Source organism: Lysinibacillus zambalensis (assembly GCF_040183165.1).
GTDB classification, from domain to species: Bacteria; Bacillota; Bacilli; order Bacillales_A; family Planococcaceae; genus Lysinibacillus; species Lysinibacillus zambalensis.
This window is the reverse complement of record NZ_JBEGDG010000027.1, coordinates 25641-48863: the sequence shown is the minus strand read 5'-3', so window position 1 is coordinate 48863 and position 23223 is coordinate 25641. Positions and strand designations below refer to the sequence as shown.

Below are 23223 nucleotides of genomic sequence, written 5' to 3'. Positions count from 1 at the left end.
ATGAAACCAGTTCTTTGATAGAGCTGGTTATTTTTTTATTAGGAGTAACAATAAATGGATATACATGAGCTGAAGTGCGATATTATAAAGCGATTTAGAGATAGGTCTATAAAAGAGAGACCGTTCATTGTTGCGATTGATGGATTAGGTGGTGCAGGCAAGTCCACTGTAGCTAGCAAACTGGCGGAGGAGCTACAATTGATTTGTGCTGTAGAAGTAATCCATATCGATAATTACATCGTAGAAAGCAGTAAACGTTATGATACTGGCCATGCAGAATGGTATGAATACTATTATTTACAATGGGATGTTGAATTGATTAGAAATAGTATGTTGTTACCTTTGCATAAAAATAAGTTACAATTCCAACTCCCATTTTATAATCAATCATCAGATACCGTTAACGATAGAAAAATAAAATTAAAAACGAATAGTATTCTTATGATTGAGGGAGTATTCCTTTTAAGACATGAATGGAAGAACTTTTATGATTATCGTTTATTTCTAGACATTCCTCGAACAGTTCGAGAGGAAAGAGTGTTACAAAGGGATACCTATCTTGGCGATTTTCAAGAACGACTAAATAAGTACCAAAGAAGATATTGGTCAGCTGAGGAATATTATTTAGAAAAAGAAAATCCATTAGCAGCTGCAGATAAAATTTGTGATTCGTTAAAGTAGAATTTTCGCTTCGCGGGTATTTACATGGATTTCGCGGGTAATTCAATCAACTTCGCGGGTATTTTGCCTTCAAGCGCGGGTATTTCTGAAGAGCATAAACGTTGATTGTGATTTTTCAGACTATTGGCTGTTCTCTAGCTCTATTTTGCTATTATACAATGATGGAAAAGGAGAAAATTAACTATGAGACAGCGATGGTCAGATGAATTACAGGTGGCGCAGGTACGTGTAGCAAGACCGACTGATAAAATAAAGGAAATTGAAAAATTTTATTGCGAAGGCGTAGGGTTAGAAAAAATAGGCTCTTTTTCAGGACATCGAGGCTACACTGGCATCATGATTGGTCTTCCGAATGCTAGCTATCATTTAGAATTTATAGAGCATATAGAAGAAAGTCCTTGCCCAGCACCAACAAAGGATAATTTGCTCGTACTATATATTCCAAAGCGTGCAACCATACAGCGTATTGCCGAACGTTTATTGCAAATGGGCTATCCTGAGGTGGAGCCAGAAAATACATATTGGGCTGAAAAAGGCGTCACAATTGAAGATCCCGATGGCTGGCGACTAGTACTAATGAACACAGAGGGGATTTAAATTCTTTTCAGCAAATGTTTTAAGTACCGAAAGCAAAGCGACAGATAAAAATTTTCTATCTTTTATACCCCGAGTGGTATTAAAGTGCCGCCTTTAATAGGGAAGGGAAGAAAAGGTGTTTGATAGGAAATTTATTACAAAAATCTTTAGTTGAAGCAATTAAAAAGATACCCCTTTGTGTATACACAAGGGGGGTATCTTGTCATCGAAATGCTCTATTGTCCTAAAGAAGCCTCTTGATGATAATGAGTAGCAGTAGATTCAATATCTAGCTGGGTATAGTTTGCCCAATTAGTCTTTTTAAAATCTTCCTCACTGAAGTAAATATTTAACAGTTCGTTCATAGATTTGTTCCCATTTGGTTCTGTTAACGGAGCAGACCAACTAATAGATGGAGTTTTAACACTAGGTAGCTTAGACAGCTCTGCAAATATTTTAGTGGAATCCTTTAGCATTTGATTTTTCATACCTTTTTTCACATCAGTATCCTGTATAGAGATTGATACGGTGCCATTCTTTTCTTCCACAGTGAATTTATTTTTAACGATAGCTCCTACTATATCTTCAACTGAAGTATTTTTATCTTTATCGACAGCAACTTCCTTTGGAGCAGTATTTTTCCCGCAAGCTGATAATAAAAGTGTGGCTAGTAAAAATAAATAAAATAACTTTTTCAATGTAATAACCTCCCTTGTTACTACCATATATGCGCAAAATGGAGAGGAATTATACAAAAAGAAGATAGCTTTTTTCAAGATTAACATGGAGTTACATCCTCGTTTTAAGTGCGGTTCACGCTAAAGGTCAGAAAAAACAATTGGAGGTATTCAAAAATGAGCTTTTCAGAGTTTAAAAACTGTCTTTTGACAATAAGCGAAATCATTTATTTTGATCACAATGAGTATCTTCGTGAAAAAACTTCTAATCCGTTTAGATTAAAAGAAATGATAGACATTGCTGAAAATTTACTTGTAAATACAAAGAGTGAAGATGAGAAATATTTTCTAATGGGAACGCTGGGGAATTTATATAGAATTTACGGAGAACCACAAAAAGCCATTAATATTTTATCGGAATGCATTATAATTGCCTGCGACCAGAACGATAGCAATCGAGAAATCGTGTCATTAATACGCCTAGGGGAGGCAATTAAATATAATGGTAATCCAATGGAAGCATTAGAAATCTTCAACGATGTTTTAGATAAATGTAAGGCAAACAATAATTTGTTATATGTGGACTTTGCCATGCAACATAGAGGAAAGTGTTTGTTAGAATTAGGAGAAATTGCAGAGGCAGAAAAATGCTTTAAAGAAACATTAAAGTTAAGAGAATTTAAAGGTGATGTATCACTTATTAAATCTACCCGACAAGCATTGAATTTTATAAAAAAATGAACAACTATAAATGTCCGCATCGAGATGTACATTTTTGCTTGTCTAAACATGTACACTTTCGCTCAAAATGTACTTCTCTATTCATGTGTATGAATAATTACAACTTGACTTGGAGACCTCTACTCGCATGAATCGGCAGCCAAAACCCAGCTACTACAAGGGCTGGCTAGCCGAAAAAGGCTATCATGCTCGCCACTCCAAGTAAAGTTGTAATATACATTGGTGAGCAAAAATGTACATGGTTATACGAGCGTTTTTGTACGTACTTATAAGCGCATTTATAAACAACTAAGTATCTGCCGTAAAAGATCACATATTTTTATAAAATAAATTGAAGGATTTATGAGTGATAATTTATCTTCATAAGTTCATTTAAATCAGTATAATTTGCATTAATTTTACAAAACCTTGTAGTAAGCGGAGACCATCAGACATGATGGTCTTTTTTTATAAAGCAATCGTGTAAGCGTATACACTTTTCGTAGAGTTTTTTTCTTTTAACTATTGAATTGCTACTAAAAACAATGGTATAGTGAAGTTATTTGTCTGACGTCTAACTACATACTTTCAGTTTTACATTTATGGCTGTTATTTAAGTGTCAATAACGGAGCATAATGAGCAAAAAATGTCTTTGTAGTTTCGGATATCTAAATCCTAAAAATTATCAATATTGGAGGAACTCATGAATTACTTAATATCCATTTGTGGATTGCTACTTGTTTTTGTTTTAGCTCTGTTAATGAGTAAAAACAGAAAAGAAATAAAATATAAAAACATAATTATTATGTTGATCATCCAATTTTTATTTGCAGCATTACTGTTAAATACAAAGTTTGGTTATGTTCTAATTAAAGGATTTACAAAAGTATTTGATCAATTATTGTCTTACGCAAGTACGGGCATAACTTTTGTTTTTGGTGGTTTAGCAAATGAAGGGGAGTATTCTTTCTTCTTAAATGTGTTATTACCAATTGTATTTATATCTGCATTGATAGGGATCTTACAGCATTTTAAAATTCTTCCTTTCTTCATGAAATGGATAGGTTTACTTTTAAGTAAAGTAAATGGCATGGGGAAATTGGAATCATATAATGCTGTTGCGTCTGCAATGGTAGGTCAATCTGAAGTATTCATTACTGTAAAAAAGCAATTAGATAAAATTAATCCACAGCGTATGTATACATTATGCGCATCGGCAATGTCGACCGTTTCTATGTCTGTTGTTGGTGCATATATGACGATGATTGAACCGAAATATGTTGTAACGGCAATCGTATTGAACTTGTTTGGCGGATTTATTATTGTTTCAATTATTAATCCGTATACAGTAGAAGAAAGCGAAGATATTTTAAAAATTGAAAATGAGCATAAGCAAACTTTCTTCCAAATGCTTGGAGAATATATCATGGATGGCTTTAAAGTAGCTATCATTGTTGGAGCTATGCTAATCGGTTTCGTAGCATTAATGGATTTAATCAATTCACTATTTGATATGATTTTAGGTATATCCTTCCAAGATATTTTAGGTTATATCTTTGCACCAATTGCTTTCCTAATGGGTGTACCTTGGGCGGAGGCTATTACTGCCGGAGGAATTATGGCGACTAAATTAGTAACGAATGAATTTGTTGCAATGACAAGCCTTGGAGAAGCAGCGAAGTCTATGAGTGCACATACAGTAGGTATTATTTCAGTCTTCCTTGTATCCTTTGCAAACTTTGCATCTATCGGTATTATTGCTGGAGCGGTAAAAGGTTTGAACGTAAGACAAGGGGATATAGTTGCTCGTTTTGGTTTAAAGTTGTTGTATGGAGCAACACTCGTTAGTATTTTAACGGCTACAATTGTAGGTTTCGTAATTTAATAAAAGTTGAACTGCCCTCCAATAGATAGACACATCTATAGGGGGCAGTTTTTTATGATTAAAGTGCGTGGTTATTGCAATCTTGGATGGCTAAATAGGTCCAACAACATGAGGTATTTTAACTTCAGCCATATAAAAAAGCCACTTTAAAGTGACTTAGAAAACTACAAAGACCACCGTTGTTAAGATCCTCTGTTTGTTGAAGTATTAGTGGCACCTTTTCGAGCAAAATGAATAAAAATGAGTAGTATTAGTTGGAATAGTACAACGAATAAAAATACAATACCCAAAATAATGAAAGCTATCATTTTAAGTTCAGGAGTTTGAACTACCCCAGCAGAATCAACTGTTCTTAATCCAACAAATAATGCCCCAGCAGCAAAAATGAATAGCCATACAATATTTAGGGCCCACCATATTTTCATACCCAAAATAATTTCTCCTTTCTATTCATGAGTCGCACAAGAACGAAAATCAATGAGGATTCTAAAATCAAGACGCTGTTTAATAAAAGTTATCCCAGATTTTTGTTGATAAACCTTAATGCTCCGATTGATATTTTGCCTTTATTGTTTAATTGTAACACTTTTCCTTTTTAGTTAGAAACAAACTTTAGGCGGTGCTTTCTCTCAGCCCTAAGACTGATTCCCTTACAATTCAAAAAAGAAATGACTAATTAATTGAACAAAAAAGATAACCAATATCAGCTCATGTTAATAAAAAAATATCACCCTCCAATAATGGAAGGTGATTTGTTTGATCTAAAGCCATTCGAGAGTGTTCAAAAACCTAATATTTAATCTATACTGGACATGGATTATTGGATAGGTTGTTAAACGAGTCCTTAGCATATGTTTTCAGCGTTTTGCTGGTAGGAACCCTATTTATGCTTAATTACTCTATTGGTAAAGCATGATCAGGCTCTTTTCCAAACCACACATGTGCATAGTCTCCATTAATCCCTACACCCATTACTGTTAACGTGGACCAACTTCCAGCACCGATAATGACATTGTTATGTCCCGTAGAATTTTTCCACAAGTCAAGCGCACGTGAAGGACTTATACCCATGCCACCTCTAGCTGAAATTTCGTAGCCATTTCCATTGTAAGACGTTAATTCGCGCGGTTTATCCCACATTTGTTTGGCATATTGGTGGTCGCCTGTATAACAAACTGGTGACCAAGAACCATTGGCAGACCAACTATGTAAATTACAATCAATTCCCCGCTGATCCACCCCTTGTGATGGGGAATAATTATTAGAATCGATTACATGCGCCCTCGCTACTGTAGTTAGTGACCTTGAAATTGTGAATGGATTCAGCCCTAATGATTCTCGGTATTCATTGATTAATGTTGCCAATTCTTTTTCTTCATCTGTTAAATAATCTAAATCTATTATGTATGGCTTTTCGGTGATTATTAGCTCTTCAACAGCTTCCTTCTCTTCAGTAGCATTTTCATATTTATGCGCGCGTGCTAAAAATGCTGAAAAATGACCTCTAGTTAAATTGTTCGAAGGTCTAAATGTCCCGTCCTCATAGCCATTCGTAATTCCCGCTGCAACTAGTTGTTGGACCGCTTCATATGCTGTGCTATTTTTAGGAACATCTTTAAAAGTTTGTTTGCCACTTGGTAAATTAAAGGCACGTGCGATGAAAGTAGCCATATGACCACGTGTAACTTTTACGTTTGGCTTAAATGTGCCATCATCATAGCCCTTAATAATTCCTTGTTCAACTGCAGACTGGATATAACCACTATTTGGACTATGTTCAGGGACATCGTTGAAATTTGTAGGTCTTTGAGTACCGCTAAGTCCGACTGCTTTTGCTATCATAACCGCAACTTCCTCACGCGTTACAATATCATTCACGCCATATGTTTTCGTAGGCGCTACGATTCCCTTCTCTAACAAATACATTATCTCCTCATAGTTACTATGCTTCTCAGAAACATCACTAAATTGAGTCAAAGCCGCATGAACGTTTCCTATAGGCATTATTACAAATGCCAACAATAACGTAGTAATAAAAGTAATTAATCTCATATAATTCCTCCTCCTATCCTTTAATACTAACAGAAGGTTATTTAATTTTACATTTCATTCTTAAGATTCCAATTACAAAGGCTACTCAATTTGAGGGCTTTTTTTGCTTTTTCAGGGTTGGTTTTAAATTTTGCTCACGATAGAAAATCGCATAAAAAAATCACCCTCCAATAATGAAGAGTGATTCGTTCAAAAGCCTTGTGGCTGTATGATTAAATTAAAAAGCCGCGTATGCCGTAGTTATTATAGAAAGTTTTAAACCACCACTCCTCAAAGTGGGTGTTCGCAGAAGCTTTCCTGCTTATCCTCATGCACCATGGTGTGAGGCCCGTCATTCCAACTCCAATAATAAAACTCCCTTTTACAGCTTAAAGGTTAAAACTTAATATTGTACGAACAATGCAGCCTTTAAGGATATAATAAGGCATGTTAAACAAACTTGCAAGTAAGATGGTTTGTACAAAAAAGTCAATGGGCGAGTGTCCCAATTCAAACGTTTTCAAAATGATATATCTCCAAAAACATGAAACCGATTCATACTTTATTCACAAATGCGAACGAAAAATACGAACAACCTTTACTTAGTAGGGCGGAGTATGTAAGATAAAGGGGCATATATAGGGTTTACCTAGAAAAAAGTATAGGGAGGAAGCAGAAATGGCAGCTTATCCAAATTGTCCGAAATGTAATTCTGAATACACATATGAGGATGGAACGAACTTTGTATGTCCAGAATGCGCACATGAGTGGAGCACTGATGGGACGGAGCAGGAGGCAGATACGCTAATCGTAAAGGATGCTAATGGCAATCTACTTGCGGACGGCGATTCTGTTACAGTTATTAAGGATTTAAAGGTTAAGGGTAGTTCTTCAACATTAAAAATTGGGACAAAGGTGAAAAGCATTCGTCTCGTTGAAGGCGATCACAATATTGATTGTAAAATCGATGGCTTTGGTGCAATGAAATTAAAGTCAGAGTTCGTAAAAAAAGCATAATTACTGAAAAAAGAGTCGTGAAATGAAGTGTTCCAACTTAATGTTGGAAGGACATTCTAAATCGACTCTTTTTTATTTTTATTCAGTAAGTGTCTAAATATCAAATGTGTGGGCACAATTCAAAATCCAGACGCAATTACAACAAGGTAAAATTAATTTTAATAAAAATTAGTAATTACTGTAACATTTAGGAAAGATATACGTTTTACTTGGGAATAAACGAAATGAGGGGAGAGGGCATGGACAGACAGCGGAAAAACGAGCTAGAGCAACTTTATGAGAAATACGCGAAATCGTTATATTATTTTCTGCTGAAGATGTCTGGATCAGTACATATAGCGGAAGATTTAGTTCAAGAAACATTTGTACGAGCCACGGTATCGTTGTCGTTTTATAAAGAAGAGGATGTGAGAGCATGGTTATTCAAAGTAGCACGGAACACGTACCTAGATGAATGGCGCAAGCAAAAGAGACGAAGGACAATTCCGTTCGCACACTTATTTTGGAAAGATGAAATGCTAAGTCCATATGGGTTACCAGAAGAGGATTTTTTAACGCAAGAAGTGGCACAAGATGTACAGGCGTTACTGAAATTTTTGCCAGAAAATTACCGAACGATTTTATATTTACGTGAATATGAACAATTCACCTACTTAGAATTGCAGGAGGCACTAGAGCTTTCTGAGGGGCAGGTGAAAATACTTTTGCATCGTGCCCGCAAAAGGTTAGAAGAAATAGTAAAAAAGAATGGAGGTTTTCAACATGACTGAATGGTCGCAGGAGAATGAAAAAAAGATTTTAAGAAAATATCGTTTTGCGTTAACATTTCGAGTGCTACGTATATTGCTAATATGCCTCATTATTTATGCTCTCTATATAGCAGGGGTGTCCATTGTTTTTGAAAAAACGCGTCCGGATCTTAAGCATGCTTATAATTCTTTAATAGTACTTGAATGGCAACATCCAAATATTAAAGGTCAATATTCTATGGATTTGCCTGCAGAAATAACACCATTACTAACACAAAAAATAAGTTATTCACTTGAGAAACAGGTAGGAAAGGAAAAAGTAGTAGTTGGTGAAATGCGTGTTGAAAAATCAATGTTAAATTCTAATTCATCTATGAGTATGAACTTATCGTCGACAAATACTTCACAACAATTTAATTTTAATTTACCAGAAGATCCTGTGACGGGAAAAGCAACCTCATCTCAACTTAACAACAATGTATGGAAGGCGTTGGATAAGTTGCCTGAGGGAGCTGTAGCGGAAATGGCATTTTCGACTTTAACATTTAAAGAGCCTAAAGAATTGGAAAAAATGCTTGCTCCGTACGGTGTCCGAATCGTTTGGATGCCATTATATACAGGTGAGTTTAAATCCTTTGAACCAACTTCTTATGACCGCAGTAGTGGCATAATTACAATTTATGATAGATTCGGGCTATCAGGTGGCTTAACAGTTAGTGATGATTATTCACATATATCTGAAGCACAGGACTATACAAGTTTGAGGGATAGCCAGCGTTGGATGCTGAAAAATATGGAAAAGCTTTTAACTGAAAAGGAAAGCTATTATGAAGGATTTCTAGGTTTAAGTCATTTACAAGAACGCTATGATTATATAAAAAAGAATGGATTTCAAGCTTATGGCGCTGTTGTAACAGGGCCGACAAAGCAACTATGGATGCTTCAAGATTTAGAAGGTATTTCTAATGTAATGCTAGGGGATGTTGAACTTATGAACGGGTATAATTGGTGATGAAAGAAGTTGTCTCAAATACTTGAGACAACTTCTTTCTGCAAGGTGGAACATTATCTTTTAAACTTACGAAATAAAATAGCAAAAGCAGCACCGATTAGTGCGAAAATAGTATGTAAAAGTGCTATATAGCTAGCTCCAATCAACAGTGTACCGATTTCTGCAAAAGAGTAGTAGGTGACATAGAGTGGGTTATTGATATTGTCAATAATAGCCCATACAAAAACAGGTACAGAGCTGATGGCAAAAACAATCCAAATATTTTTGTAAAAGAAATAAGTAAGACAGCCGAAAATTGCGTACGATACAACAAAGCTTGTTTGATTGCCAAGTAAGGAAGAGTTAATGGCAAACATAAAGGATAGTACGATAAAAACAAGATGGAAAAATGATACTGTTTTTTTCATAAGTAAAGGATTGCCTAGTGCTTGCTTTGAAGTAGCGAGCTGCCGACAATGCTCACAATTAGCTAAATGGTGTTCGACAAATTGAATAGTATTTGCTTGAATCGCTTGTTTTTTATACAAAGGTAATAAATCCTCTACAATTGAACATTCCTGTGACAAAAGCTTCCCTCCAATCGCTCCTTTCTATTATACGACTTTTTGGAGGAAATAAAAAAAGCCTTCCGCGAGTTCATTCGTTCGGAAAACTTGTACATGCACCTATTTAATTTGATGTTAACACTTCATTTGTCAAAGCTTGAATATCAATATGTGTTTTTTCTTTCACAGCATCCTTCAGGATCTCAGTACGGAAATAGTGAACCGTAGCTTCGAGTGGAATAGCTAAAAGCTTGGAAAGAGCGGATTGATACATATACACAAATTCTTTATCTGTGTTTCCGCGTTTTAGCTCCGCAAAGGCTTCATAAAATTGGTCAAGCTTATCAGCAAACTCGAGGAGGCGACCTTCTATAGTGCTGTCTTTACCTTCTTTCATGCGCTCAATAAAGACAGCTTGAAACTCTTGCGGAATCTCATCAATAATGAATTTTTCCATCATTTTTTCTTCCACATGTGCAAGCATTTTTTTTAGCTCAGGGCTTGCGTGCTTTACCGGAGTTTTAATATCGCCGATAAATACTTCAGCAAAGTCGTGATTGATGGTTTTTTCATATAATGATTTCCAATTGATCGTAGCTCCATTCATTTCCTCAAGTGTGGCAAAAAACATTGCATACTGTGATACCTTCCAAGAGTGAGCAGCCACATTGTGCTCTTCGAATTTGAAACGTCCAGGGCATCGAATAATACGCTCTAAATCATTAAGACTTGTAAAAAATTGATGAATACCTATAAAAATCACTCCTTTTTGTTCTATATGTGCATGTTACTATAATATGTTTCGAAGAGTCTAGGGATACAAATTTACAATTATCTAGGTGTATCACCAAGCATATTTGCTATTATTGTCAGGAACAAACTGCTCACATAACATCATTGCATACGGTGTCTCCAATTATGATAGGCTATTCTTTTCGGTATTGCTTTAAATGTGTTGATTAATCATGTTTTTTACTTCTTTAATATATTGTAAAGGGTATATTAAATTTTCCCCAATAAGAAAGTTTATAAACACAGGGGGAGGAATTATTATTAAGTCATTTGAAAAACTGATCAAGATTCTCAAATTTATTGTAGAAAAAAGCCACTCGTTTTGAGCGGCATAATATATTATTTAACTGGAACTGTGAATGTTACATCTTGCGATTCAAATGTATTGTCATCGAATACATTACCAAACATTAATTTGATTTCTTTGACATTTTCTACATCGATATCTTTCCCGTCTGGCGCTAAAAATTCTAATACAGCTTCTTTCTTAACTCCTCCTTGAATGTCACCAGAAACATCACCATCAGTTAGGAACAAATTAGCATCTAATTGCATATCACCGATGACTGCTGATCCTTGATCTGGATAAAAAGTAACTTTATTATCCTTAGTATTATGAACATTTACTCCAACTTGTATTTTCCCTTTTGTGATTTTAATTTCACCAAGTCCAACTTTTAAACCTAAAGCATCAACGTTTTGTGTACTTGCATCAACCTTTTTAGAACCATCAGTAGTTTCCTTTTTTGTAGATGATGTTTCTACTTTTTCTCCAGACGATCCAGTAGATGGTTTATCATCATCAGTACTACACATAGCTAATGCAACGATTAATACAACTAATAGTATTAATCCGCCACATCCGAACTTGAAAAATTTCTTCATTACGGTAACTCTCCCTTAATATGTAATATTTCAATCTTATGAAACTATACCAAATTTACTATAATGTGTCAGTAGTAAAATTAATGGAAATTAAAAATAGTTAATTGTGATTAGTCGGATGTTGAGCTAATATCTAACAATGATTCAATTTGCGTTTACAAAGGATTCACAATTGGCGATAAAGCGCACTTGTGTTGAATGCTATAATGAGGGGGAATGAATCAATTATGTGTCCGCATAATTTCGTCCGGAATCGGCTTTGTGCTAGCACAAGGAAATCCTTTTCGATTCCGTGAAAAGGGGAGTACGCAACATGATTTCAATTTATACAATTCTTCTTTACATACATATTTTAAGTGCTGTTCTTTCGATTGGGCCTTTGTTCGTTGTTCTAACAATTGTTAAGAAAATGCGTACAGCGTCTCATGTTGAAATGTCACCTTATATTGAGGCATTTAAAGGAGCAATAACGATCGTCAAGCATTCGGGGCATGTTCTTGTTGTATCCGGTATTTTATTAATGTGGCATGCAGGCTATCATTGGAGTACCTCGTGGATTGTTCTTACATTCCTCGTGATGTTTGCCTCCATTGTTTTTTTAGCAAGAGCGTTCAAACCGACATTACAGACATTCAATACACCTGCCTATGACCAACAAAAATTTGCTTCATTACTACATCGCAAAGCATGGATGTACATTTTGTTATTGCTAATTATGTTATGGCTAATGGTAGCAAAACCTGTACTTTGGTAAAGAATAAAAATCGCACCATAAGTTTTTTTAATGTTGCTGCCGCTACGTTTCACTGCGCTTTCGCGCAAAAAAATCTGTTGGCTGAAGTTTCGTTTTGCAGAAGTGCCATCCTTTATTTCATTGACCCAAATTGTTTTTCAACAATATGAAAAATTCGCACCCTGAGAGGAGTGCGAATTTTTTCATCAATTGCTAAGCAAGCGTTTGAAATAGCTTTTGCGAATAAATATATAACTACCGAAGAACAGAGCAAAGTAGCATAAAGAGCTTACCATAGAGACTTGTAAAAATGCTGTTGAAACCATTGCTCGCATGGCAAAAAGGGTAGCGAATAACATCGTAATGGCTATCGCGAATGGTACAAATATAAGGATTGCTAGCTCTTTAGACACCACAGTGAATAACTCTTTTTTAGATAGCCCGAGTTTCCGTATGCCTACATACTTTTCTTTTTCCTGCAGAAGTGTCGTTTGTAAATAAAAGTAGAGTATGCTCATAGCTGCACTTAAGAAAATCAAGCTCAACATAGAGCCGATAAAGAACATAACACTTTTTGTAAACATCTCCGCGACATACAATTCAATTTTTGACGTTACATAACGTTCCTCAAATATATGTGGGAAATCCTCAATAATTTTTTTCGCCAGCTCTGTATGGGCTGTCCAATTGTCTAGCTCAAATAAATAGGTTTTATAGACAGGATATTCGATGCTGTTATAAACTTCATCAGGCACAATAAAATACGTTTGTTGGAAACCTGTTGACAATAGATTTTTTTCATTTACAGATACAAGCTTAAATTGCTTTAAATATTTGTCATCACTTACATTAGTAATAGGATATATTTGATGATTACCAGCAACTGCTATAAATTCATTTGCACCTAAGCTAATCTTTTCATTGTGTAATAAGTTATAATCGGAAACTGACATATAACCGAGTCGTTGGTTTTCAATCGATTTAAACTCAATAAAAAATTTTTGTGAATCCACTGTAGATAATTGTTTTTCAATACTTTCAATATCCGCTGCTACCATACTTGGATCAGCCTTAGGAGGGGCGATATATTGAAAACTGTATGGATAATTCGCCTCACTATCTTTTTCAACATTATAGTAAGAACTAAATAAAATGCTTGTACATAAAAATACACCGCTTAATAAAATAGTGATTAAAAATAGTATATTTGCATGTGATTTCATTTTTGCGTTGAGATTGGAAGCCAGTAACATATTCGTTTGTTTCATATAGGCTGACGATCTCTCAAAAGCTTTTAGCAGGAAGCGCATTCCTTGTGAGATGATTAGATAAATTGTAGAAAGAGCACTCACGAAAAATGCTCCATAGAAAAGAAGACCGAGACTACCTACGATGTCATGTTCTATTTTTAAAAAATAGCCTAAACCAACGGAAAACATAATGCTCATGAATAATAAAAGATAATGTGATTTTATCGGCTTTTCGATGATAGTATCACTTTTTAAAAGCTGAATTGATGCTTCTTTATTAATAAATCTTGTCATTACTTTTGAGATAACAACAAATAATACAAGGAATAAACCGATAGTTAAAACGATTGCTTTAATCGGAATATACATACCGAAAGTTTCTGCTTTTAAAACAACTTTGGTGCCCATTAAGAAGAGCGGTGCAATGACAAGCCCGAAAACAATTGCAGTAATAATTGCCATTACACCAATAAGAATATTTTCTCGAAATACTAGTGTACGAATTTGTTTCATGGATGCACCAGTAATCATAAAGATGCCTAGTGTTTTTGTTTTCTTTTTCAAAAACGACATTATTGAGTACGCAATGAAGATAAATGAAAATAAATAGACGAGCATACTTGCTAACATTAATGAAATGCCAAGTGTTGAATCTGGAGCTAAACTATTAAGACTTGGGTGAAAAGCAATGACTGTAAATAAAAAGAAAATAATGATCGAGAACATACTGCTAAGGAAATACGAAACATAGGTCCATTTATCACGTAAAATGTTTTGTACAACGATATGATTAAAGCTCATGCTGTCCACCACCTAAAAAAGCAAGTGTGTCCATGATTTCCTGGTAAAATTGTTTGCGATTATGACCACGATGAATTTCGTTATATAATTTACCATCTTTAATGAATATAATTCGATTAGCGAAACTTGCTACATAAGGATCATGTGTCACCATTAAAATAGAAGTTTTTAGTTCAGTATGAATCGAACTAAATAAGTGCATGACATCGTTTACTGCTTTTGAATCTAGATTCCCTGTAGGTTCATCTGCCAATAATAAACTTGGCTCATGAATAACCGCACGAGCAATAGCTACACGTTGTTTTTGCCCGCCAGAAATTTCATAAATTCGTTTTGGCAGAAGCTCTTCAATTCCAAGAAATTGAGATACATGTAGAAGTCGTTGCTGCATTTTATCGGCAGGTAAGCTATCTAAAGTTAACGGTAATAAAATATTTTCTTTCACCGTTAGCGTGTGGACAAGATTAAAATCTTGAAAGACAAAGCCTAATTCCGAACGACGGAACTTTGCAAGTTTCTCATCATCTAAAGAATATGGATTTCTATTATTTATAAGAATTTCTCCAGCAGTAGGGCGATCGATTGTTGATACGCTATTTAAAAATGTTGTTTTTCCACTACCTGAAGGCCCCATAACGGCTACGAATTCATTCTCACCAAGCTGAAAATCTATGCCATTCAACGCCTTGTATGTGATTTCCCCGATATATTCTTTCTGCAAATTGGTCATTGTAGGATTGAGCTTCCCATTTTTGAACAACTCCCTTACTTCGATTGAATAGCTTAAGTATAAAGAAGGAGCAGCATTTTACCTATTTGGTTAAATGACGTCAATATGACAAAGTTGTCATATTAGGCTTATCATCATGATTTTTTCACGCTATTTGAAAAGTCTATGGAAAAGGTCGTGACGTCCTCATGGGATTGTAAAGTAAAGGGGTGCTCTAATATAGTTAATATTTTTTTCACTAAATACAAGCCTATACCTGTTGCTTCACCGCTTGTTCTTCCTTTCATGCCTGTATAAAATAAATCAAAGACACGTGATATTTCACTATCCGGAATTGATTCTCCACAGTTTTTAATTCGTAAAGTAGCTTCATCATAAATGATTTGAATAGAGCTTTCAGCCTCAGCATATTTAATGGCGTTATTGATAATTTGATAAAGCACAATCTTTAACCATTTACGGTCTGAATAAATAATTGTATGTTCATCAATCGTCACTTTTGGAAAAATTTCTTTGGCGATGAAATAATCTTTTAAATCATTAACAACTTCCTTCGTAAGCTCCTTTAATGAAAGTGCTTCTATTTTTAAATCAGCCACTAGATTGGACGTGCGTTCATAAGTTAGTAGCTGATTCAAGGTAAACGTCAGCTTATCACATTCATGATTAATTGTTTGCAAGTGCTCTGATTGGTTAGTTGCATTAGATTGGATCATCAGTTGAATAACCGACAATGGCGTTTTCATTTGATGGGCAAAATGTGAAAGTACAAGCTGCTTTTCTTTCCCTTGCTCCTCTAAATATTGCTGCTGTGTTAAGTATAGATATTGCATTTGTCGTAGTTTTTGGCTATAGGCCTGCTCCACCATAGCCTGTGGTTCATACAGATGGAGGTCATCGCCTGTTAATGTGCTCTTCTGTAAATGAGTATAGAGCTTTCTTCTTCGAAAATAACGTCCAATCAGCCAAACGATAAATAGGAAGCTCACGAGAAAGATAAAGTAAAGATAGTGCGAAGCTAAATCGTCCAGGGAATGAATAATCCAGGGTAATAATAGAAAGCTTACACAATAAAGAATAATTACACTTACATGATCTCGAAAGAAGAGCTTCATTCTTCTGCCTCCACTAATTGATAACCAAGTCCGCGAATTGTTTTAATTTCTAGTCTAGATTGGATCGCCTCGAACTTTTTGCGTAGTCGGCCAATATTAACAGATAAAGTGTTTTCCTCAACGAAGGCTTCATCATCCCAAATGGCACTTAACAATTTTTGACGAGGAACAACATTAGGATAAGCTTCAAATAGTAATGTGCTAAGCTGCATCTCTTTTAATGTTAATAGGCTCTCATGCTTTTCGGTGTAAAGACGAACTGTACTAGCATTTAATGTTGTATTTGCAATGGAGATCGAATTAGAATCGGAGGAAGCATATTCTCCGTATGTACGACGAATAAGACCATTCACCTTTGCCATAAGCACATCTAGCGAGAAGGGCTTCGTAATAAAATCATCCGCACCATTTTCAATCCCATATACTTGATCGATATCATTAACACGAGCAGATACAATAATAATAGGGCAGTTGGATAGCTGGCGGATTTTGCGCGACCAAAAGTACCCATCATAGGTTGGTAGGTTAATGTCCATAATAACAAGATGGGGTTGAATTGCTTGAAATTCTTCTACTATTTGATTAAATTGTTGAACGGTATAGCATTCAAATTGATATTTTGATAAATGCTCCTCAATGATTTTTGAAATATTGATATCGTCCTCTATTATGTAAATTTTGTACATAGTATCAACCTTTCTTTTTTTTTGCTCATCACCGAAAGTTGGGAATAACATTTGTTTAAAACGTATGTCATGTAAATAAGTTGATTGGAGTGGAGACTGGGCGGCTCATCGGGCGCCCCTAGGAAGCTTTGCTCTGCGCGAAAGCGAAGCGACAGCAACAACAAAGCGCCCAGTCGGAACGGAAATCAACCCCACGTTATGCTGAGTAGCCTTCCTATTTATATATTTTTAATGTACCCTGATTTTAAAAAATCCATTAATATTCTCCATTGAATAAAGTAATTGTAACTTGAAATTATAAAAAAGAGCCACCACAAACCCAATTGGGAATGTGATGACCTCTTTCGTTTATTTTTTTGGAATGTGGAAGGTGATAGTTGTTCCTTCATTTAACGTGCTATTAATTTGTAACCTCTGTCCGTAAATCCTTTTAAGACGTAAATCCGTATTACGTAGCCCTACACCAGAGTTTGGCGAATAGCTACACGATTGTAGTTCATCTAATAGACTTGAATCAATCCCGACCCCATTATCTATAACACTTACTGCAACATGATTCGGAAAATCTTTTATACGAATACAAACTGTACCGCCTTCTACTTGTTTTAATACACCATGACAAATTGCATTTTCCACTAAAGTTTGTAAGGAGATAGGGGGGATATCAATATTAATATTGTCATCAATATCCCATTCGATATTTAGTAAGTCCCCAAATCGCTGCTGACTAATATAGAGATATGACCGTACTAGGTCTAACTCATCCTTAAGTGACACTACTCGCTGTAAATTTCGCGCATCGAAGCTGGCGTGTAGATATTCACCAAAATGATGCATTAAGTCAATCATTCGGTCTGTATCGATCGTACTAAGTGATGCAATTGAGTTTAATGTATTAAATAAAAAATGAGGCTGTATTTGGGCCTGAAGCCAAGCTGTTTCTAAATGTAGTCGTTGATTGATGCTATATTTTAAATCGATTAAGGCTCTACTCCTTACCTTTAACTCTAAAGAATTAATGGGCTTTGTCACATAGTCATTTGCACCATGTGCGAAACCAGTATAAACATCTGCGGGATAATTTCGAGCCGTTAATATTAAGACAGGTAATTCAAGCAATGAGTAATGCTCTCGAATAATTTCAGTTAATGCATAGCCTGATATATAAGGTAACATCGCATCAATAATGACTAGATCCCATTCTTCTCGCTGTAGCAATTCTAATGCCTTCTCACTGCTAGTAACTGTAGTAACAGCATATTCTGGAGTTGCAAATAAGCTACGCATAATTGTTAAGTTAACAGGATCATCATCGATCATTAAAATGTTGAATTGCTTTTCCGTTATAGATGATGAATTTTTTTCTTCAACAAGAAGATGCGTGTCCTCTTCCTCGATATAGGATTGCTCCTCATTAACGTTTTCATCTGCTAATGGTAAGGTGAAAAAGACATCCGATCCTTTGTTAGGAATAGAGTGTATTTGTAAAGTTCCTCCATGTAATTCGATTAGCCTCTTTGAAATTAATAATCCAAGGCCGATTCCATCATTATTATCATTTCCTTGTTCGTAAGGGGAAAATAGACGACTTTGGATAGCATCATCCATTCCTAACCCAGTATCACGAATATGGATAACAGCCATATTATTTTCGATTTGGGCGCTGATTTTTATAGATCCTGCACTCGTATATTTAATGGCATTGTGTAGGAGATTAAAAAGAATTTGAATCAATCGATTTTCATCTGCCACCACATTAGGGAATGACCTAGGGATTGTTGAACTCATTTGAATCTGTTTACCGATTGTTATAAAACGTAACAAATCAAAAACGCCATAAACTGTACCTTGAATGCTGACGTTTTGTTTATGGAGATGCAAATTACCTTCTTTTAAACGAGTAAAGTCTAATATGTCATTTAATGAAAATGACATGCTTCTCCCGATATCAATAAGATGTTTTAGGTTTTGTTTATCATCAGCCATAAGCTTATTGTTAGGATTATCGTAAATGGATTGCCCTAACGTAATCATTTTATTCATAGGATCCCATAGCTTTTGTGAGCTACTAGATAAAAATTCATCTTTCAAAGCATCGTCTTTTTGTAATTTAGCAATCAATTGATGAATCTGCTCTTTATTTTCAAAAAACCGTTTAAACCAATAGCCTGAGAAACCGAGCATCATAAACAAATAATCGAATGGATACATTGGTATATCAAAAGAATAGTTGGATTTGATATACGCCCATATGATGCCGTTTAATGTTCCGAGAGCAGCCAATGCAATAAAAGCAGTGCTTTGTGTTTGATTTTCAAGATACTCTCTTAATGCGAGTACTACTACAGATAAAAATGAAATGACATACAGTATAAAGTAAAGAGAGTTTATTGTGTTTAACCAATTAATCGGTAAGACGATAGTGAAAAATGCTGAAAGGGCGTAGAAAGCAAAGAGCCACTGAAAGCTTTTAGCATGACGATATTTGACTAGTAAAACACGCATAAATTGAACAAAGAAAAAAGAAGATCCTAGAAAAATAATTGAAGATAACTTAAAAGACCATACATAATCAAGATGTAACCAGTTGAGTATAGATGGATCATGTGAAATTAACTCATCTGCTAAAGGTAAAAGAAAGCCTATTGTGAACAGTAAAACAACTGGTTTTGGATAAATAAACAAGAACACAAGGCTACTAAAAAGTGCAAATAACAAGAGCGTTATTGAAATTGTAGCAAAAGATAAATTATTAATAATTTGTTGGTGCGCCATAGCTGAGGCGGAGGTAAACCAGATTTTTTTATTAATAGTAGGGCTTATTGCAGTATCGAAATTAGACGTATGTAAAATTATGTCAAGTTCAGGTTGTTCATTTGTAAAGTAATGCGTATAAGTAGCGACTTGACCGTGATGACTATGTGAATCAGTAGCTACTTTTCCTGACTGTTCAACTAACTTCCCGTTAAGATACAATGCTGAGGCAGTTGACACTGCTGGAATCCGAATGGCATAACGATTATCTTTGGGAGCATTGTCATTGAGTAAGATTTTTAAACGATATGTACCGTATCGTTCTGCGGTTGCCTCAGGTTCTTGCATAGGAATCACCCGGGTAGCTTGTTCAAATGATTGGAGAGACTTGTTATGATCAATATTTAATGGATCTATTAATAATCCGGGATAGTAGACCCATTCCCCATCTAAGTAAAGAACTTCTTTATCGGATAGCTGATGATCCCGTAGATCAAATACACCTTCCCGGGCAATCGGTTGTTCACTGGAAGGGGAAAAATAGGCAAGCCATAGTATACGAAGTGTAGTAAGAACTATAAAAATTAAAATGATGAAAAGCGAATGTCGTATTGTCGCTTTTTTTAACAGTGACATAAGAACCTCCGGAATTTACTGAATGTATTAAAAGGCCTATATTCACCATGCCATGAAATTTAGAAAATGGGAATAAGAAATTTATAAAAAAAGTTACTTTCAGACTAATCAGAAAGAGTTGGTTTCCGCTTCGGGCTACTCGCTCTCAGGCGAGAGTAGCGTGAGATCTTAGCTCTTGCCTATTGTATGTGTCAATTATATTTATTTGTGAATTAGTTTTCGTTAAGGGGTGTGAGTATAATTTCAAGGGGAGAAATAATCTGGTGTAGGTAAATTCAAGTTAAAGCCTCCACGATTAAGCAAAAGGCATATTGATAATACCTGTTTACCAATAAGCTTAGGCATCGAGGGTATTTTTCTCGATGCCTAGAATTATTCAACAGATATAGCGTTAAACAACTCAGTTGTTTCTAGCTTTGGTAAAATACCGAGATCCGTCATCAATATACTTTTAAAGTTGTTGTAAACCTTTACTGCACCTGCCCGATGATCAACTTCTATATAGTGCCTCATTAGCTGTTGGATAATTTTATCGGAATAGGGGGTATGTTCTACTGTTAATAGTAATATATGTTCTCGTTTTTCCACATCATCTATTGCTGTATAGTGCTCTACTAAATCATGAAGTAAAAGAGTAAATTTGTTGTTCATAAAACTTGCTTTACTAGTAATCCAGGGATAATCTAATGAGGTCATAAACTCACCTTGGTAATTTTGCACGAGCGCCTCAGCTCTCTCTACATCAATCTTGCCAGTCTCCGTTTTACCATTTAAAATATGCTCCAAGTCATGGGCATCACATTGAAAATCCTCTAATTGCAAAATATAGCAGCCGTTAGCATACTGTATGACTTCTGAATAACCCAATGTTGAAAGCGTGGTGCGTAGATAGGAAACTGTTGTATGTAACTGCACTCGTGCCTTTTTACATTCCGTGTCTGCCCATAAAGCTTCGATGATTGTATCGCGAGGCACATGACTATTAAGATTGGAAAGAAGAAAGGCAAATAATTCTTTTGTTTTAAGCGTTCTCCAATGGACCGCTTTGTCATTATGTAAAACAACGAATCCTCCAAAGCATTGGATCGTAAGTGCGGGTTTATTTCGTACTTCTATAGGATTCGGTTTATTTTCTAGGTGAAGGAGTTCTTGGATTCTATTAATAGTTGTCTCTAAACGAGCTTTTGAAATAGGCTTTAATAAATAGTCAAGGGAGTGAATTTCAAATGCTTGTACTGCATAGTCTCGATACGCAGTGACAAATACGATATAAATATTTTTGTCCCATTCTTTTAAAAGCTGTGCAATCTCTAAACCGTTCAAGCCAGGCATTTCAATATCTAAAAATGCCACTTGGAAATCCAAGGTTGGCCCAACTGCAAGCAAATCTTTTACAGTAGTAAAAGATCTAACGACCTCTATTGAATTAAATTCCTTTAACTTTTTCTCCATGTTTATAAGCGCTAATGGCTCATCATCCATTACTATCGCTCGAATCAAAAAGGCCACCAACTTTCTAATTTTTATTAACCTGATATCAATTATACCTTAGTGAAGTAGGTTAAATTAAAATATCAATGACAGACCCTTTATACGGATGTATGGTCGCTTGCTGCTGCAATATTAAGATTGACTGCATTTTACATAACACCCATTTGCACAGTATGTTGTAGCTTCATCAGTTGAGAAGACATTACTGTATTAATTTCCAACCCACACTCCTCCTTTACCATATTATCGGATAAAAACACTTATTTTCCAACATATAAAGATTGCAAATAGAGTTCTAATATTGCCTCCATAAAATTGATTGTTTACCAAAAATATATTCGTTCTTGTATATTTTTCCGAATTTTTAGCAATAATTCGTAATATCAGGTCTGTTGTCCTGAATGATTGCTTGTATTCTCTAGCATTAAGAGCCTAAATCTAGTGTGCTAGCAGAAGACTGCGAAATAATAAAATGTGGAGGTTACAAAATATGAAAAAACAAGCTTTAGCTTTAGCAGTAACATTAACCTTGGGATTAAGTTTATTTGCCAGTCCGTCATCTGCAAAGGACAAACTTTCTTTTATGCCATTCGATGCATTGTGGGGAATCTCGAAAATTTACAATTTATCTTTAGAAGATTATGAGCCAATGTTCGGCTCAGACGCAAGATGGTTTTATCCAGAGCAAAATTTAAATATAGCCGAAAAGAAAAATGATAATTCGCCGAAAGACCAACATTTTGTTGAGGCTGGAGATACTTTATTTACAATTGCACGTGTGAATGATGTGTCAGTGGAAGAATTGCAAGAATGGAATAACCTTGCATCTTCTGATCTAATTTATGTAGGTGAATCATTGGCTATCAAAGCTTCGGCAGCGAAACCTAAAACGTCCGAAAGCAGACCTACAACGGTAGCAACGGCATCAAGTAAAAAGCAAGCGACAACTTCAAGTAATAATACAGCTGCGACAGCTAGTACAAAATCAGTGAGTGCTCCGACAACTACGGGCAAAACGTTCACAATGCGAGCAACAGCCTATACAGCTTATTGCGAAGGATGTTCGGGAATTACAGCGAATGGAACAGATATAAGATCGAATCCAAACTTAAAGGTAATTGCTGTAGATCCACGAGTAATCCCGCTTGGAACAAGGGTTTGGGTTGAAGGTTATGGTGAAGCAATTGCAGCAGATACTGGTGGAGCGATAAAAGGTAATAAAATTGATGTATTTATTCCTACCGAGGGACAAGCTCGTCAGTGGGGCGTCAAAAATGTAATTGTAAAAATTTTAAATTAATGTAATTGTGAGGGTGTCTCCTTGAATTGGAGATATCCTTGTTTATATTGTTTAAAGTTTACAAAATGTACTCCTTAATCAATGATTCGCAAAATTCCTATTGAAGTTGCATAAGTGGAAGGATTGTTGGAAACCATCAAAAAGAGGAGGGATTTT

Annotated in this window: 21 protein-coding genes and 1 other RNA gene; 9 read left to right on the top strand and 13 right to left on the bottom strand. The window is 35.3% G+C overall.

Going from position 1 to position 23223, the window contains the following annotated elements:
* Positions 1-54 precede the first annotated feature (54 nt).
* Together ABNX05_RS23085 and ABNX05_RS23080 are read left to right on the top strand one after the other, a co-directional pair.
* Complete coding sequence (locus ABNX05_RS23085; RefSeq protein WP_349661832.1) at positions 55-681, top strand: kinase; 627 nt, start codon at positions 55-57, stop codon at positions 679-681.
* A 183-nt stretch (positions 682-864) separates the two neighbouring features.
* Positions 865-1278 (top strand): VOC family protein, encoded by a 414-nt coding sequence (locus ABNX05_RS23080; RefSeq protein WP_349661831.1) that lies wholly within the window; start codon positions 865-867, stop codon positions 1276-1278.
* 215 nt (positions 1279-1493) lie between these two features.
* Here ABNX05_RS23080 and ABNX05_RS23075 read toward each other — a convergent pair whose 3' ends face one another.
* Entirely contained in the window at positions 1494-1955 is a 462-nt protein-coding gene (locus ABNX05_RS23075) for a hypothetical protein (RefSeq protein ID WP_349661830.1), read from the bottom strand.
* Between the two features lie 156 nt (positions 1956-2111).
* Between ABNX05_RS23075 and ABNX05_RS23070 the strand changes: the two genes are divergently transcribed.
* Together ABNX05_RS23070 and ABNX05_RS23065 are read left to right on the top strand one after the other, a co-directional pair.
* Complete coding sequence (locus ABNX05_RS23070) at positions 2112-2675, top strand: tetratricopeptide repeat protein (protein ID WP_349661829.1); 564 nt, start codon at positions 2112-2114, stop codon at positions 2673-2675.
* A gap of 683 nt (positions 2676-3358) precedes the next feature.
* Positions 3359-4540: a NupC/NupG family nucleoside CNT transporter gene (locus ABNX05_RS23065; RefSeq protein WP_349661828.1), complete on the top strand. Its 1182-nt coding sequence runs from the start codon at positions 3359-3361 to the stop codon at positions 4538-4540.
* A gap of 182 nt (positions 4541-4722) precedes the next feature.
* Here the strand turns inward: ABNX05_RS23065 and ABNX05_RS23060 are convergent, their stop codons facing one another.
* The 3 genes from ABNX05_RS23060 to ssrS all read right to left on the bottom strand — a co-directional run bounded on the left by ABNX05_RS23060 (position 4723) and on the right by ssrS (position 7003).
* A complete protein-coding gene (locus tag ABNX05_RS23060) occupies positions 4723-4965 on the bottom strand; it encodes a DUF3923 family protein (protein ID WP_349661827.1) in 243 nt (80 codons plus the stop codon).
* Positions 4966-5434: 469 nt separating this feature from the next.
* On the bottom strand, positions 5435-6592 hold the full coding sequence (locus ABNX05_RS23055; RefSeq protein ID WP_349661826.1) for a CAP and S-layer homology domain-containing protein: 1158 nt from the start codon (positions 6590-6592) through the stop codon (positions 5435-5437).
* A 218-nt stretch (positions 6593-6810) separates the two neighbouring features.
* Positions 6811-7003, bottom strand: a non-coding RNA gene (ssrS, locus tag ABNX05_RS23050) — 6S RNA.
* Positions 7004-7249: 246 nt separating this feature from the next.
* Between ssrS and ABNX05_RS23045 the strand changes: the two genes are divergently transcribed.
* The 3 genes from ABNX05_RS23045 (at position 7250) to ABNX05_RS23035 (ending at position 9349) form a co-directional block, all read left to right on the top strand.
* Positions 7250-7588 carry a zinc ribbon domain-containing protein YjdM gene (locus ABNX05_RS23045; protein ID WP_079563050.1) on the top strand — a complete coding sequence of 113 codons (339 nt, stop codon included), beginning with the start codon at positions 7250-7252 and terminating at the stop codon, positions 7586-7588.
* Positions 7589-7827: 239 nt separating this feature from the next.
* Entirely contained in the window at positions 7828-8358 is a 531-nt protein-coding gene (locus ABNX05_RS23040) for a sigma-70 family RNA polymerase sigma factor (RefSeq protein ID WP_079563051.1), read from the top strand.
* Complete coding sequence (locus ABNX05_RS23035) at positions 8351-9349, top strand: anti-sigma factor (protein ID WP_349661825.1); 999 nt, start codon at positions 8351-8353, stop codon at positions 9347-9349. Before ABNX05_RS23040 ends, ABNX05_RS23035 begins: the two co-directional genes overlap by 8 nt.
* Before the next feature lie 53 nt (positions 9350-9402).
* On the opposite strand, the gene ABNX05_RS23030 is transcribed toward ABNX05_RS23035, so the two are convergent.
* The 3 genes from ABNX05_RS23030 to ABNX05_RS23020 form a co-directional block, all read right to left on the bottom strand.
* Entirely contained in the window at positions 9403-9915 is a 513-nt protein-coding gene (locus ABNX05_RS23030; protein WP_349661824.1) for a zf-HC2 domain-containing protein, read from the bottom strand.
* Positions 9916-10018: 103 nt separating this feature from the next.
* On the bottom strand, positions 10019-10657 hold the full coding sequence (locus ABNX05_RS23025; RefSeq protein WP_197144881.1) for a YfbR-like 5'-deoxynucleotidase: 639 nt from the start codon (positions 10655-10657) through the stop codon (positions 10019-10021).
* A gap of 368 nt (positions 10658-11025) precedes the next feature.
* Positions 11026-11571 (bottom strand): hypothetical protein, encoded by a 546-nt coding sequence (locus tag ABNX05_RS23020; protein WP_349661823.1) that lies wholly within the window; start codon positions 11569-11571, stop codon positions 11026-11028.
* A 313-nt stretch (positions 11572-11884) separates the two neighbouring features.
* On the opposite strand from ABNX05_RS23020, the gene ABNX05_RS23015 reads away from it, so the two are divergent.
* Positions 11885-12325 carry a DUF2269 family protein gene (locus ABNX05_RS23015; RefSeq protein WP_349661822.1) on the top strand — a complete coding sequence of 147 codons (441 nt, stop codon included), beginning with the start codon at positions 11885-11887 and terminating at the stop codon, positions 12323-12325.
* Between the two features lie 185 nt (positions 12326-12510).
* Here the strand turns inward: ABNX05_RS23015 and ABNX05_RS23010 are convergent, their stop codons facing one another.
* The 6 genes from ABNX05_RS23010 to ABNX05_RS22985 all read right to left on the bottom strand — a co-directional run bounded on the left by ABNX05_RS23010 (position 12511) and on the right by ABNX05_RS22985 (position 21776).
* On the bottom strand, positions 12511-14355 hold the full coding sequence (locus ABNX05_RS23010) for an FtsX-like permease family protein (RefSeq protein ID WP_349661821.1): 1845 nt from the start codon (positions 14353-14355) through the stop codon (positions 12511-12513).
* Positions 14345-15085, bottom strand: coding sequence for an ABC transporter ATP-binding protein (locus tag ABNX05_RS23005; protein ID WP_349661820.1), 741 nt, complete (start codon positions 15083-15085; stop codon positions 14345-14347). The genes ABNX05_RS23010 and ABNX05_RS23005 overlap by 11 nt, the downstream gene beginning before the upstream one ends.
* A 134-nt stretch (positions 15086-15219) precedes the next feature.
* Positions 15220-16200: a sensor histidine kinase gene (locus tag ABNX05_RS23000; protein ID WP_349661819.1), complete on the bottom strand. Its 981-nt coding sequence runs from the start codon at positions 16198-16200 to the stop codon at positions 15220-15222.
* Complete coding sequence (locus tag ABNX05_RS22995) at positions 16197-16886, bottom strand: response regulator (RefSeq protein WP_349661840.1); 690 nt, start codon at positions 16884-16886, stop codon at positions 16197-16199. The genes ABNX05_RS23000 and ABNX05_RS22995 overlap by 4 nt, the downstream gene beginning before the upstream one ends.
* A gap of 348 nt (positions 16887-17234) precedes the next feature.
* The gene (locus tag ABNX05_RS22990) at positions 17235-20276 is read right to left on the bottom strand and encodes a hybrid sensor histidine kinase/response regulator (RefSeq protein ID WP_349661818.1); all 3042 of its coding nucleotides are present in this window, start codon (positions 20274-20276) and stop codon (positions 17235-17237) included.
* A 372-nt stretch (positions 20277-20648) separates the two neighbouring features.
* On the bottom strand, positions 20649-21776 hold the full coding sequence (locus ABNX05_RS22985) for a response regulator (protein ID WP_349661817.1): 1128 nt from the start codon (positions 21774-21776) through the stop codon (positions 20649-20651).
* 481 nt (positions 21777-22257) lie between these two features.
* Between ABNX05_RS22985 and ABNX05_RS22980 the strand changes: the two genes are divergently transcribed.
* A complete protein-coding gene (locus ABNX05_RS22980) occupies positions 22258-23067 on the top strand; it encodes a 3D domain-containing protein (RefSeq protein WP_349661816.1) in 810 nt (269 codons plus the stop codon).
* Positions 23068-23223 lie beyond the last annotated feature (156 nt).

What these genes read in the sequence shown, in the direction of transcription:
- ABNX05_RS23085 (WP_349661832.1), top strand. Translation starts at nt 55, where the DNA reads ATGGATATACATGAGCTGAAGTGCGATATTATAAAGCGATTTAGAGAT.
- ABNX05_RS23080 (WP_349661831.1), top strand. Translation starts at nt 865, where the DNA reads ATGAGACAGCGATGGTCAGATGAATTACAGGTGGCGCAGGTACGTGTA.
- ABNX05_RS23070 (WP_349661829.1), top strand. Translation starts at nt 2,112, where the DNA reads ATGAGCTTTTCAGAGTTTAAAAACTGTCTTTTGACAATAAGCGAAATC.
- ABNX05_RS23065 (WP_349661828.1), top strand. Translation starts at nt 3,359, where the DNA reads ATGAATTACTTAATATCCATTTGTGGATTGCTACTTGTTTTTGTTTTA.
- ABNX05_RS23060 (WP_349661827.1), bottom strand. Translation starts at nt 4,965, where the DNA reads ATGAAAATATGGTGGGCCCTAAATATTGTATGGCTATTCATTTTTGCT.
- ABNX05_RS23055 (WP_349661826.1), bottom strand. Translation starts at nt 6,592, where the DNA reads ATGAGATTAATTACTTTTATTACTACGTTATTGTTGGCATTTGTAATA.
- ABNX05_RS23045 (WP_079563050.1), top strand. Translation starts at nt 7,250, where the DNA reads ATGGCAGCTTATCCAAATTGTCCGAAATGTAATTCTGAATACACATAT.
- ABNX05_RS23040 (WP_079563051.1), top strand. Translation starts at nt 7,828, where the DNA reads ATGGACAGACAGCGGAAAAACGAGCTAGAGCAACTTTATGAGAAATAC.
- ABNX05_RS23035 (WP_349661825.1), top strand. Translation starts at nt 8,351, where the DNA reads ATGACTGAATGGTCGCAGGAGAATGAAAAAAAGATTTTAAGAAAATAT.
- ABNX05_RS23020 (WP_349661823.1), bottom strand. Translation starts at nt 11,571, where the DNA reads ATGAAGAAATTTTTCAAGTTCGGATGTGGCGGATTAATACTATTAGTT.
- ABNX05_RS23015 (WP_349661822.1), top strand. Translation starts at nt 11,885, where the DNA reads ATGATTTCAATTTATACAATTCTTCTTTACATACATATTTTAAGTGCT.
- ABNX05_RS23010 (WP_349661821.1), bottom strand. Translation starts at nt 14,355, where the DNA reads ATGAGCTTTAATCATATCGTTGTACAAAACATTTTACGTGATAAATGG.
- ABNX05_RS23005 (WP_349661820.1), bottom strand. Translation starts at nt 15,085, where the DNA reads ATGACCAATTTGCAGAAAGAATATATCGGGGAAATCACATACAAGGCG.
- ABNX05_RS23000 (WP_349661819.1), bottom strand. Translation starts at nt 16,200, where the DNA reads ATGAAGCTCTTCTTTCGAGATCATGTAAGTGTAATTATTCTTTATTGT.
- ABNX05_RS22995 (WP_349661840.1), bottom strand. Translation starts at nt 16,886, where the DNA reads ATGTACAAAATTTACATAATAGAGGACGATATCAATATTTCAAAAATC.
- ABNX05_RS22990 (WP_349661818.1), bottom strand. Translation starts at nt 20,276, where the DNA reads ATGTCACTGTTAAAAAAAGCGACAATACGACATTCGCTTTTCATCATT.
- ABNX05_RS22980 (WP_349661816.1), top strand. Translation starts at nt 22,258, where the DNA reads ATGAAAAAACAAGCTTTAGCTTTAGCAGTAACATTAACCTTGGGATTA.